Source organism: Pseudomonas sp. NFPP28, assembly GCF_900115535.1.
GTDB classification, from domain to species: domain Bacteria; phylum Pseudomonadota; class Gammaproteobacteria; order Pseudomonadales; family Pseudomonadaceae; genus Aquipseudomonas; species Aquipseudomonas extremorientalis.
The window spans coordinates 485,905-498,067 of the sequence record NZ_FOWT01000003.1 but is presented as its reverse complement, the minus strand read 5'-3'; the positions used below and the strand labels follow the sequence as shown (position 1 = coordinate 498,067).

Annotated in this window: 12 protein-coding genes; 2 read left to right on the top strand and 10 right to left on the bottom strand. The window is 61.5% G+C overall.

Annotated elements, in window-relative coordinates:
• Positions 1-38: 38 nt before the first annotated feature.
• From BM110_RS11010 to BM110_RS10995, 4 genes are all read right to left on the bottom strand, one after another.
• A complete protein-coding gene (locus BM110_RS11010; protein ID WP_102642511.1) occupies positions 39-1,064 on the bottom strand; it encodes an SEL1-like repeat protein in 1,026 nt (341 codons plus the stop codon).
• Between the two features lie 97 nt (positions 1,065-1,161).
• The gene (locus BM110_RS11005; RefSeq protein ID WP_071487945.1) at positions 1,162-1,842 is read right to left on the bottom strand and encodes a GntR family transcriptional regulator; all 681 of its coding nucleotides are present in this window, start codon (positions 1,840-1,842) and stop codon (positions 1,162-1,164) included.
• Positions 1,843-1,859: 17 nt separating this feature from the next.
• The gene (locus tag BM110_RS11000) at positions 1,860-2,561 is read right to left on the bottom strand and encodes a FadR/GntR family transcriptional regulator (protein WP_092244184.1); all 702 of its coding nucleotides are present in this window, start codon (positions 2,559-2,561) and stop codon (positions 1,860-1,862) included.
• A gap of 62 nt (positions 2,562-2,623) precedes the next feature.
• The gene (locus tag BM110_RS10995; RefSeq protein WP_170856073.1) at positions 2,624-3,949 is read right to left on the bottom strand and encodes a C4-dicarboxylate transporter DctA; all 1,326 of its coding nucleotides are present in this window, start codon (positions 3,947-3,949) and stop codon (positions 2,624-2,626) included.
• A gap of 217 nt (positions 3,950-4,166) precedes the next feature.
• Here BM110_RS10995 and BM110_RS10990 point away from each other — a divergent pair, with 217 nt between their 5' ends.
• Positions 4,167-4,796, top strand: a complete 630-nt coding sequence (locus tag BM110_RS10990) for a DNA-3-methyladenine glycosylase I (protein ID WP_093513377.1) — start codon at positions 4,167-4,169, stop codon at positions 4,794-4,796.
• 136 nt (positions 4,797-4,932) lie between these two features.
• Here the strand turns inward: BM110_RS10990 and BM110_RS10985 are convergent, their stop codons facing one another.
• The 6 genes from BM110_RS10985 to BM110_RS10960 all read right to left on the bottom strand — a co-directional run bounded on the left by BM110_RS10985 (position 4,933) and on the right by BM110_RS10960 (position 10,588).
• Positions 4,933-5,334, bottom strand: a complete 402-nt coding sequence (locus BM110_RS10985) for a cupin domain-containing protein (RefSeq protein WP_093513376.1) — start codon at positions 5,332-5,334, stop codon at positions 4,933-4,935.
• An 84-nt stretch (positions 5,335-5,418) separates the two neighbouring features.
• Positions 5,419-6,852: a MocR-like pyridoxine biosynthesis transcription factor PdxR gene (locus BM110_RS10980; protein ID WP_093513375.1), complete on the bottom strand. Its 1,434-nt coding sequence runs from the start codon at positions 6,850-6,852 to the stop codon at positions 5,419-5,421.
• 70 nt (positions 6,853-6,922) lie between these two features.
• Complete coding sequence (locus tag BM110_RS10975) at positions 6,923-7,690, bottom strand: SDR family oxidoreductase (protein WP_071487940.1); 768 nt, start codon at positions 7,688-7,690, stop codon at positions 6,923-6,925.
• 9 nt (positions 7,691-7,699) lie between these two features.
• Positions 7,700-8,767: a phosphotransferase family protein gene (locus tag BM110_RS10970; protein WP_092244157.1), complete on the bottom strand. Its 1,068-nt coding sequence runs from the start codon at positions 8,765-8,767 to the stop codon at positions 7,700-7,702.
• A 129-nt stretch (positions 8,768-8,896) separates the two neighbouring features.
• Complete coding sequence (locus tag BM110_RS10965; RefSeq protein WP_092244153.1) at positions 8,897-9,850, bottom strand: 2-hydroxyacid dehydrogenase; 954 nt, start codon at positions 9,848-9,850, stop codon at positions 8,897-8,899.
• 144 nt (positions 9,851-9,994) lie between these two features.
• A complete protein-coding gene (locus BM110_RS10960; protein WP_093513374.1) occupies positions 9,995-10,588 on the bottom strand; it encodes a TetR/AcrR family transcriptional regulator in 594 nt (197 codons plus the stop codon).
• A 284-nt stretch (positions 10,589-10,872) separates the two neighbouring features.
• Here BM110_RS10960 and BM110_RS10955 point away from each other — a divergent pair, with 284 nt between their 5' ends.
• Complete coding sequence (locus tag BM110_RS10955; RefSeq protein ID WP_093513373.1) at positions 10,873-12,150, top strand: serine/threonine transporter; 1,278 nt, start codon at positions 10,873-10,875, stop codon at positions 12,148-12,150.
• Positions 12,151-12,163: the final 13 nt, after the last annotated feature.

Genomic DNA, 12,163 nt, shown 5'->3' with positions numbered 1-12,163 from the left:
TTTTTATGGGGCCTTCAATGTCGCCAGATGTTCTGGGATCAATGCGGTGCGCCCACGATGATGAAGGGGACGAAGGATTTGAATACGTGTTCTATACGTTCATGCAGGCTGACGCGGATTGCTTCGCTGGCCGAATACTGTTGCGGCGTCATTTGATGCCAAATAGCATCCATGTCATGTTGCAGGTTTTCAGCCGCGAGGGGGTTGGTCAGTTTCGGCAGAACCATGCCCAGCACTGCATAGGCCTTGGCGAAATCCCTTTCAAGTCCGTACGTCCGCGGTGCCACGGTGTGTCGCTGCACGACAAGGGACAGCCCTTGGTTAATTTGCGGCATGCCTGCCAGTGCATACCCATATTCCACCAACGCATCGAGTTGACCCAATAAAGCGAGCTGGACCAGTCGTTGTTGTTTTTCCAGAATGTCTGCGGTGGACGTTTGGGAGAAAACACGCTCAGCCAGCGCCGGCACGCTACCGCCGTCGGCCGCTTTCTGCCGAAGCTCTTCGATCAGTGCGTGACGTTCCACGGCGTTGGGGATCAGTTGCGGAGTATCGTGATAGGCCTCGGCGAGCTCGAATTGCGCTGAAGAATCGTTGAGGGCAACGGCTTTTTTCAACCAATTCACATCCTTGTCGAGTTTAAACAGGAAGCTCATGGCCTGAGTATCTCCGGCCTCCGCCTTGGGGGTGAGTATTTCAGCGGCTTTGCGCAGGGATTGGGTATCGCCCAAACGCATCAGTGCCGGGACGTAGTCTTGAGCCGCCGCCAGCCTCAGCCATTGGCGAGTTTCTTGCGAGGCAATGCGAAAACCACCGTCCCGGCGGGTAACGCAGGTTGCCATTGCGTACTGGGCTTGAGCCTTGCCTTGGGCGGCGGCAATCGTCAGGCATAGCTCGGCTTTGTCATAGCTCTCAAGCGCGAGCAGTTCAAAGCCGATCTTTGTCGCGATCTCATTCAGTTGTCCCAGTGATCCATTGATTGTTTCACCCAGTAGGCTTTTCTGCGCATTCAGCTGTGTGAGCAGCGCGAACAGCGCAGGCATGGTTTGAGTATCTACATACATGATGATGACCTGTGATTAGGCACTTTAGTTGTGCAGACACAGGGTATGGAGCAGGTCGGTATCCGGGCGGTACATACCTAGGGTGTGAGGGGCGTCGTCATTGATTCAGTTGTCTTTCCAGGTGATTCAGGTGCAGGGTCATCAGGTTGACGGCGCGGGTGACGTCCTGCTGTTCAATGGCGTCGGCAATTGCCCCATGCTCCTGCCATGCGCAGTAGGTACAGGCTTGCGCTTCATAGCGAGCGATTGCGAGTGACGTGAGCGGCACCAGGCTGTTGAGGAACTGTGCAAGCGGCTCGTTACCGGCGATCTTTGCCAGCTGCAGGTGAAACTCCCCGGATAACCGAATCGCCGGCCCACGCTGGTCGCGCTCGATGCATTCGCGCTCCCTGGTGATCAAGTCGCGCAACTGGCGTATTTTCGCGGGAGTGGCTTGGGCGCAGGCCAGTTGCACCACGGTGATTTCCGTCAGTCGCCGCGCTTCCAGAATTTCCCGGGTCTGTTGTGCGTCCGGTGCTGCCACCTGGGCGCGCTGGTTGGGGCGCAGGATGATCACTTGCTGATGGGACAGCTTGGCCAGGACCCGGCGGATCACACTGCGACTCACACCAAAGGTCTCGCCCAGGCCTTCTTCGGTAAAACGGCTGGCTGGGGCAATACGCTGTTCGAGGATGGCGTCGAACAAGCGCGGATAGATGTCATCCACTGAAGGCTTTTTACCGGCGACCAGGCGCAGGGTCGGGAGGATAGGGTCGTAGTGCAAGGCGTGGGCGGTCATGGCCTGTCTCCAAAAAATCAGCTGCCCAGATGGTCGTCCGGGATGTTCAAGCGAATACCCATGCGCAGGCCTTCCCGAAGGATGTGCCGCCGCATCTCGGCACTGGCCAGGGCGCTGTTCTTGTTGCGGATGGCGCGTACTACGGCTTCGTTTTCCTGCAGGCGTTCGGCCAGGTGTTCGGGCGAGTTGCGCAGTACCTGGGCGCTTTGCTTGAGGGCATTGCTGGTCTGTTGCACCACGTTCTGGAAGATCGGGTTGGAGGTAAGGGCGAACAGCTCTTCGTGAAAGCCGATGTAGGCGTTCATGCCGGCTTCGGCGTCGCCCGCGTCGAGGGCTTCGCGCATGTCCATCAAGGTCAGGCGCAGTTGGCCGACTTCCTTGCTGCTGATGGACTGCGCTACCAGGCCGACAATGAAGGGTTCGAGGGTGTAGCGCAGTTGCAGGATGTCTTCCAGGCTGGCGTCGGCTACCGCGTCGCTGGATTGCGGTTCGCTGACGCTGGTTTCCAGCACCACTACGCCTTTGCCAGGCATGGAGCGCACAAGGCCGAGGGTCTCCAGCACGATCACCGCTTCACGCAGGCTGGGGCGGCTGATGCCCATCTGTTCGGCCAGTTCGCGTTGGCCGGGGAGCATTTCACCCCGGCGCCACTGACCACGCGCCAAGGCGGCGCGGAGTTTTTCTACGACTGAATTGACGACGGTTGAGGTGCTGATCACGTCGTGCGTCTCCCTGATCTTGCAAATGGATGTGTGGGAGAGGGCAAGCCCCCTCCGACATTTCAGAACTCTTGATGCGCCGGTAATACCGGCTTCTTGGCCTGGAAGGCATAGCCTTGCTGACCGTCCAGCACCTTGTTGGCGCGCTGGATATCGATGTCTTTTTCCCAGCGAGCAATGGCCACGGTCGCCACGCAGTTGCCGATCAGGTTAGTCAATGCACGGCCGATGCCCATGAACCAATCCACCGCCAGCACCAGCACCAGGCCCACCACCGGAATCGCCGGGATCGCGGTGAGGGTCGCCGCCAGGATCACCAGCGCCGACCCCGGAATGCCGTGGGCGCCCTTGGAGGTGATCAACGACACCAGCAGGATCGTCAGCAGGTCGGTCATCGACAGGGGTGTACCAGTGGCGTTGGCGATAAACACAATGGCCAGGGTCAGGTAGATCGAGAACCCATCGAGGTTGAACGAATACCCCGTTGGAATCACCAGGCCCACGGTGGAACTGCCAATGCCCAGGTGCTCCAGCTTGCGCATGATCTGTGGCAGCACGGCGTCAGAGGAAGCGGTGCCCATCACGATCAGCAGTTCTTCACGCAGGTACTTGAGCAGCGGCAACATGCGCAGGCCCGACAGGCGCATCACCACGCCGAGGATCAGTGCGACAAAGGCAAGGCACGTCAGGTAGAACAGGCCCACCAGGCTGCCCAGGTGTTGCAGGGAGTCCAGGCCATAGGTGCTGGTGGTGAAGGCGATCGCGCCGAACACACCGATCGGCGCCAGGCGCACGATCATGCCCATGATGCGGAAAATGATGTGGCTCAGTTCGTTGATCAGTCGCGAGATGCCCGACGCCGCTTCGCCCACCAGGTTCAGCGCGCTGCCGAACAGCACCGAGAACAGCAGCACTTGCAGCACGTTGTTGTCGGCAAAGGCACCGATGACCGAGTTGGGAATCAGGTCCATCAGGAACTGACTGGTGCCGCGGATGTGCTGGCCCTTGTCGGCCAGTTCATTCAAACCAGCGGAGGACAATTGTTCCAGATGGATATTGGCGCCTTGGCCGATGCCGGTGCTGAAGGCCATGACCAGGCCGATCACCAGCGCGACGGTGGTGAGGATCTCGAAGTAGATCACTGACTTGAGGCCGATGCGTCCGACTTTCTTCAAGTCGCCGGCGCCGGAAATGCCGCTGACCACCACGCAGAACACGATCAGGCCGATCAGCATTTTGATCAGCTTGATAAAGCCGTCACCCAGGGGTTTGAGTTGCGAGGAGAATTCGGGAAGGGCCAGGCCGCAGGCGATGCCGAGCATCAGGCCAATCACGACTTGCAGGAAAATCGAACGCGAGCACCATCTGAGCATGGGAGGGATCTCTATTCGGTGCCCTGGTGGTTCCAGGGCTTAATTGTTGTGGTCTTACCGGTAAGTCCAGTGCGGGGCCAGTCTACGCCCAGTATTTTTGAAATCACAAGCAATTATTTGGCGGTTGACAGGTCCCGGTCTGACCAGTTGGTCGGTAACGGCGATGCTTGAGCGGTTGGCAGGGCGGAATTTTTTTCGCTTATCATCCGCTGCTCGGCACATGAGGTGATGGATGGACACACCAGGACTGACCACTGACGACACCGGGCAGACCCACTGCACTTGGCGCACGGCGGCGCCGGAATACCCGCGTTACCACGACGACGAATGGGGCGTGCCGGTGGCGGATGACATTCAGCTGTACGAGAAGATCTGCCTGGAGGGCTTTCAGGCGGGCATGGCCTGGATCACCATCCTGCGCAAGCGCGAGCAGTTCCGGGTGGCCTTCGAAGGCTTTGATTTTCGGCGGGTGGCGCAGTACGGCGAAGCAGATATCGCGCGGTTGATGCAGGACCCGGGCATTGTGCGCAATCGGGCCAAGATCGTGTCCACGATCAACAATGCGCGCCGGGCGTGTGAGCTGGTGGATGAGACCGGTTCGCTGGCGCGCTGGTTGTGGGCGTTCGAACCCGATGAGGATGAACGGCCGGCGGTGGTGGACATGGCTTACTGGACGGGCAATCCCACGTCGCCGGCCTCGGTGCGATTGTCCAAGGCCTTGAAGAAGCGCGGTTGGACGTTCGTTGGGCCGACCACGATGTATGCGTTGATGCAGGCGATGGGCATGGTCAATGATCACCTGGAAGGCTGTGCTTGTCGCGAGCGGATCGAAGGCCTGCGCCGCCAGTTCAAACGCCCCTGAGTCACTGACCGATACAAATCAAAATGTGGGAGGGGGCTTGCCCCCGATGGCGGCGTATCAGTAGCAGATTCATTGGCTGACACTCTGCTATCGGGGGCAAGCCCCCTCCCACCTTCCTGATTTGTGGCGTGGTGGGTTACTTGGGCAGGGGGGTAAGCACCTCGGCCCTGTCATCCAGCACCATTACCACCAGCAACCTGGCCGGCTTGGTCTGGCTGGCATTGCTCGATTCAAAGTGGCGGGAACCCGCTGGCTCGTAGAACGACTCGCCGACCTTGTAGGTTTTCGCGGGCTCGTCATTCACCCGTGAAGTGATCGCGCCTTCCAGCACATAGGCCACGGCGGTGCCGGTGTGGCTGTGGGGCACGGTGGCCTGCCCGGGGGCGTAATCGACGGTGAGCATGAGGGTTTTCTTGCCCGGGACATTGGCCAGCGCATGCTCCTGCAAGACCTTGATCGACTCCTGGTTGTACACCGGTTCGTGAGCAAAGGCGCTGAGCGAGGCGAGCATCAGGGAGGCGGCGAGCAGTCGTTTCATGATGAGGTTTCCGAGTAGTTCGAGACCTCTTCACCCTACGCCGCAGGGCCTGAGTGACCAATGACCAATCCGGCGGAAAATCCGCTAGCCAATCTGCTGGAGAATATCGCGGACCGTATCCAGCGCCGGGTCGATGTCCAGGGCCTCGATGGCACCGAAGCCGATGATCAGGCCTGGACGTACCGGCGCATCGTGGAAGAACACATCCAGGGGATACAAGCCCACTTCTGCCTGGCGCGCCAGCTCCATCAGCAGCGGCATGTCCACCGGCACCTTGCACAGCGCCGCCATGTGGAACCCGGCCACGGTCGGCACCGCTTCGAACCACGGCGACAGATCCCCCGCCAGGCGCTGCAGGATCCGCTCGCGGCGCCCGGCGTAGATCGTGTGGCAGCGGCGGATGTGCTTGAGCAGGTAGCCCTCGCTGATGAACTTGGCCAACGCCCACTGGGGCAGGGTGGAGCTGTGCTGGTCGGTCAATTGCTTGGCCTTGAGCACCGCGCCGTAGATCGCCGGCGGCAGCACTGCGTAGCCCAGGCGCAACTCGGGCAGCAGGGTTTTCGAGAAGGTGCCCACATAGGTCACCACACCACGGGTGTCCAGGCTTTGCAGCGAGTCGGTGGGCCGCCCCTCATAGCGGAATTCGCTGTCGTAATCGTCCTCGATAATGATCGCGCCCAGCTCGAACGCCCGCGCCAGCAAGGCTTCACGACGCGCCAGGCTCATGGGCATGCCCAGGGGGAACTGGTGGGAGGGCGTCACATAGATCAGCCGTGTGCCGTCGGGAATCAGGTCGACCCGGATGCCCTGTTCATCCACCGGCACGCTGGCGACCTGGGCGCCCACCGCCATGAACATCTGGCGGGCGGGGCTGTAGCCGGGGTCTTCCATCGCCACAACGCTGCCCGGTTCCAGTACCACGCGGGCAATCAGGTCCAGCGCCTGTTGCGCGCCGTTGGTGACCACGATGTCGGTGTCGCGGCAGTTGACGCCACGGGAGAACGCGATGTGCCCGGCGATTGCGCTGCGCAGCGCCGGCAAACCTTCGGGTTGGCTGTAGAAGCCACTGTTCTGGGCAATGCGCCGCAGCGCGTCCTGGGTGCAGCGGCGCCATTCATCCAGGGGGAACTGGTGGCGGCTGGTCGCACCGCCGATAAATTCGTAGCGCAAGGTGCTGTCGCGGGTGGGATGACGCATGGGCGAGGGCAGTGCCTGCCATTTCGCCAGGTTGGCGGCGCAGGCCAGGTCGGTGGCGGTTTGCACGCGATTCGTCTGTGGCGCCCACGCATTGACGAAGGTGCCACGGCCAATCTTGCCCACCAGCAGGCCTTCATAGGTCAACGTGGCGTAGGTGTCGGACACGGTCTTGCGCGATACGCCCAATTGCTCGGCCAGCAGGCGGCTGGGTGGCAATTGCGCGCCCGCCGCCAGTCGGCCGGTGGCGATGGCTTCACGCAACTGCTGATAAAGCTGGGCAGCCAGGTCCTTGCGCCCGTTGATGACGATGTGGAGTTCCATGTTTCATCCTGGGACAGTTCGATCTGCGCCAAGGTTACGCGCAAATCGATCTGTAGAAACCCAGGTGTACTCAGGACAGGAAACCGCCGTCCACATTCAGCGATACGCCGGTGGTGTAGCTTGACGCGTCACTGGCCAGGAACAGCACCGCACCGGCCATCTCGCTCGGGTCGGCCACACGCTTGAGCGGGATCTGCGCCAGGGCCATTTTCAGGATGGAATCGTTCTTCACCAGCGCCGAGGCGAACTTGGTGTCGGTCAGGCCCGGCAGCAGGGCGTTGCAGCGAATGCCGAACGCCGCGCATTCCTTGGCGAACACCTTGGTCATGTTGATCACGGCTGCCTTGGTCACCGAGTAGATGCCCTGGAACACACCCGGCGAGATCCCGTTGATCGAGGCGACGTTGATGATGCTGCCGCCGCCGTTCTCGCGCATCAGCTTGCCGGCTTCCACGGACATGAAGAAGTAGCCGCGGATGTTCACGTCCACGGTCTTCTGGAACGCACCGAGGTCGGTGTCCAGCACGTTGCAGAATTGCGGGTTGGTCGCGGCATTGTTGACCAGGATATCCAGGCGGCCGAACTGCTCGCGGATACCGGCGAACACCTGGGTGATCTGCTCCATTTCACCGATATGGCAGGCGATGGCCGTGGCCTTGCCGCCGTCGGCGATGATCGCATCGGCGACGTGCTGGCAGCCTTCCAGCTTGCGGCTGGAGACGATCACGTGGGCGCCTTGCTGGGCCAGCAACTTGGCGATGGCCTCGCCGATGCCACGGCTGGCGCCGGAAACGAATGCGATCTTGCCATCGAGGTCGAACAGGTGGGTCTTGGACATAGCGGTTCCTTAAAGGGACGATTTGCTGATGACGTTCAGGCTCATCTGCTCGAGCAGCTTGTTCATGTGAATGAACTGCGCAAAGCGTTTGTCCTGGGTCTGGCCATGGAAGAAACGGTAGTAGATCTGCTGCACGATGCCGGCCAGGCGGAACAGGCCGTAGGTGTAGTAGAAGTCGAAATTGTCGATCTGGATGCCCGAGCGTTCGGCGTAATAGTCGACGAACTCACGGCGAGTGAGCATGCCGGGGGCGTTGCTCGGCTGGCGGCGCATCAACTGCACCGGCGCCGGGTCCGCCGCTTCGATCCAGTAGGCGAGGGTGTTGCCCAGGTCCATCAGCGGGTCGCCGAGGGTGGTGAGTTCCCAGTCCAGCACGCCGATGATCTGCATCGGGTTGTGCGGGTCGAGGATCACGTTATCGAAGCGGTAGTCGTTGTGCACGATGCTGGACGTGGGGTGATCGGCCGGCATCTTGTCGTCGAGCCAGGCGCGTACGGCTTCCCAGCTTGGTGCGTCGGGGGTCAGGGCCTTTTCGTAGCGGTCGCTCCAGCCGCGGATCTGGCGCGCCACGTAGCCGTCGGGCTTGCCCAGGTCGGCCAGGCCGCAGGCGTGGTAGTCCACCTGGTGCAGTTCCACGAACTTGTCGATGAAGCTTTTGCACAACGCCTCGGTCCTGGTCGCATCCAGGCCCAGTTCGGGCGGCAGGTCGGAGCGCAGGATGATGCCGTTGACGCGCTCCATCACATAGAACTCGGCACCGATCACCGACTCGTCAGTGCAATGCACATAGGCCTTGGGGCAATAGGGGAAACCGTCCTTGAGCTGGTTGAGAATGCGGTATTCGCGGCCCATGTCATGGGCGGACTTGGCCTTGTGGCCAAAGGGTGGGCGACGCAGCACGAATTCCTGGCCGGGGTATTCCAACAGGTAGGTCAGGTTCGACGCGCCACCGGGAAACTGGCTGATCCTGGGCGTGCCGTCCAGGCCCGGGATATGGGCCTTGAGGTAGGGATCGATCAGGCTGGCATCAAGCTCTTCGCCTGGGCGAATCTGGGTCGATTGGTCGTTCAGCGCCATGCTTATCCCTTCTGCTTATTCTAAAGGCCTCGGACTATTTCCTAATCTAATGCGCACAGCCGCCCAGCGACAAGGTCGGGGCGGCTTAATAGGTTAGCGTGTTGGAGGATGATCAGCGTGCCTGATCGGTCATTTCGTAGGCGGGGGCAGGGCGACCGGAGTGAGCACCGGGCGGCCGGCAAAGTACTCCACCAGGTTGTCGGCCACGCGCTGCACGGTGTCATGGGCCGCTTCCGGCGACAGCCCGGCCACGTGGGAGGTGAGCACGGTATTGCCGAGTTTCTTGAGCGCGTCGGGCACCTTGGGCTCATCGTCGAACACATCCAGCGCGGCGCCACCGATGCGCCGCTGCTCCAGGGCGGCGACCAGGTCGGCGGTGACTACCACGCTGCCACGGCCGATATTGACCAGGTAGCCATTCGGCCCCAGGGCATCCAGGGCGTGGCGGTCGATCAGGTGGCGGGTGCTGGCACCGCCCGGCGTGGCCAGGATCAGGAAGTCCGAGGTGCGCGCCAGTTCAACGGCGGTGGCGCAGTAGGTGTAGTCCACATCGTCACGGGGCTGGCGGTTGTGATAGCTCACTTGCATGCCGAACCCCAGGGCGGCGCGCTTGGCGATCTCCATACCTACGGCGCCCAACCCGAGAATGCCCAATTGCTTGCCGCCCAGGGACGGGCGCATCACTTTGGGCCATTCGTTGCGACGCACCGCGGCGTCGGTCTGCGGGATGCCGCGCACCAGCGCCAGCAGCAACGCCATGGCGTGATCGGCCACCGACGGCGCATTCACCCCGGCGCCGTTGGTGACCACGATCCCGCGATTGCTGGCGGCCTGCAGGTCGACGTGTTCGTAGCCGGCGCCGATCACGCAGATGATTTCCAGCAGGGGCAGGGCGGCGATTTCCTCGGCGTACAAGCCCAGCGGACCACGGGTCAGCACCGCCTTGATCTGGCTGCCGTGGGCCTTGATGGCTTCGGCGCGTTCGGCGGGTGTCGGCGCGAGGATCACATGAAAGTCATTGCCCTCGATGATGGGCAGGTATTCGTTGATGGTTTCAACCAGGACCAGAACAGTGGCGGTCATCGGAAGGCTCTTCCTGAAGGGTTTGAGGGGAGGAGTATGCGGTATTTGTGCGGTCAGAAGCGGGTCTCGACTGCGCTTGCCCGCCGCCGGAAGCGGTCGTGGTGGTACGGGTGAGGGACGAGCCGGAAAAAGTTCATGGCCTGGTCATGCCGGGACGGGGGAAGGGCTGTCAACGGGCAGGAGGGCATTTCTTGCAGCCTTCAGGAACTCGTCCGACAGGCTATTGCCCCGTGTCGCACGTGCCAGGGTCACTGCGCCCACCATCATTGCGTACTGGGCCAGCATGGCTTGACGGTCACCGTCCTCGAGTTGGGCGAAGATCTCCAGGGACTTTTCAACGCCTTCTATAAACGTGCGCTGCAAAGCGGTATCGGCCGGTTCATGGCACATGTCCGGGGCGAAAGCCGAGACCGGGCAGCCGTCGCCGGGGTTGTCGCGGTGGGTGGCGGTCAGGTAGGGCCCCAGCACCGCCTGGCGCGCGGCCTGTTGATCGTCGCTGTGCTCGATTTTGGCCTGCCAGCCCAGGTTGGCGTGCTCGAATGCCTGTTGGCAGGCTTCGGTGGCCAGGGCTTCCTTGGAGGCGAAGTGCCCGTAGAATCCGCCGTGGGTCAGGCCAGCAGCAGCCATCACGTCTGACAGGCTGATACCGTGCAGTCCGCGCTCACGAAACAGGTGCGTGGCGGCCTCGACGATGATTTCGCGGTTGAGATCGGCTTGTTTGCGGGAGACGCGAGGCATGGCGGGGCTCTCTGGATAAGCGGCGGGCGTTGTGTGAAAACTACAGTAACAGCCGTGATTCTAAAATAGATTGGTACGGGAATGTATATTCTGCCTTCAGCCACAGGCCCCGAAAACCGCCGTCTACAGCCGTCCCTGCGGGCTTGCACCGCACCACCGTTCCTCAGCTAAGTCTTTGCTTATTCACAAGAATCCCGGACAATCCGGCCCCTTCTATGGTCGGGGCGCTGCCTGTCAGGTTTTTCTGACTCGTCCCGGCCGTGTAAATGCGGAGATCCGACCGGATGAATGATCAGGCCAATAGCGTCGACGAACGCTATGCAACGACACCTGCAACCCTCACAAGCTGGAGCCGCCAGGACACCACCTGGATGCTTGGCCTGTTCGGTACCGCCATTGGCGCCGGTACGCTGTTCTTGCCGATCAACGCGGGCCTGGGCGGCTTCTGGCCCCTGGTGATCCTGGCGCTGCTGGCGTTCCCGATGACCTTCTTCGCCCACCGTGGCCTGACCCGCTTCGTGCTGTCCGGCCGTGAAGGTTCCGACATCACCGACGTGGTGGAAGAACACTTCGGCATCAAGGCCGGCGCGCTGATCACCTTGCTGTACTTCTTCGCCATCTTCCCGATCCTGCTGATTTACAGCGTGGCGTTGACCAACACGGTCGGCAGCTTTATGGAACACCAATTGCACATTGCGCCACCGCCCCGGGCGATCCTGTCGTTCGTGCTGATCCTCTGCCTGCTGGCCGTGGTGCGTTGCGGCGAGCAAGTGATCGTCAAGGCCATGAGCCTGATGGTGTATCCGTTCATCGTCGCGTTGCTGTTCCTGGCGGTGTACCTGATTCCGCACTGGAACGGCGGCATCCTCAGCACCGCCAGCGTCATCCCCGCACCGTCCGCACTGCTCAACACGTTGTGGCTGGCGATCCCGGTGATGGTGTTCTCGTTCAACCATTCGCCGATCATCTCGGCCTTTGCGGTGGACCAGAAGCGCCAGTACGGCGCCCACGCCGATGAGCGCAGCTCGCAGATCCTGTCCCGCGCGCACCTGTTGATGGTGGTGATGGTGCTGTTCTTCGTGTTCAGTTGCGTGCTGACCCTGTCGCCGGCGCAACTGGCCGAAGCGAAGGCGCAGAACCTGTCGATCCTGTCGTACCTGGCCAACCACTTCAATAACCCGACCATCGAGTTCGCAGCGCCGTTGATTGCGTTCGTGGCGATTGCCAAGTCGTTCCTGGGCCATTACATCGGTGCGAGTGAAGGCCTCAAGGGGCTGGTGCTGAAGACCGGTCGTCGCCCTGAGGCCAAGCGCCTGGACCGCATGACGGCGGCGTTCATGCTGGTGGTGTGCTGGATCGTGGCGACGTTGAACCCGAGCATCCTCGGTATGATCGAGGCGCTGGGCGGTCCGATCATTGCTTCGATTCTGTTCCTGATGCCGATGTATGCCATTCGCAAGGTGCCGGCCATGGCCAAGTACCGGGGGCAGGCGTCCAATGTGTTCGTCACGGCGGTTGGCCTGGTGGCGATTACTGCGGTGGTCTATTCGTTCTTCGCTTAAACCTGACGCGGTA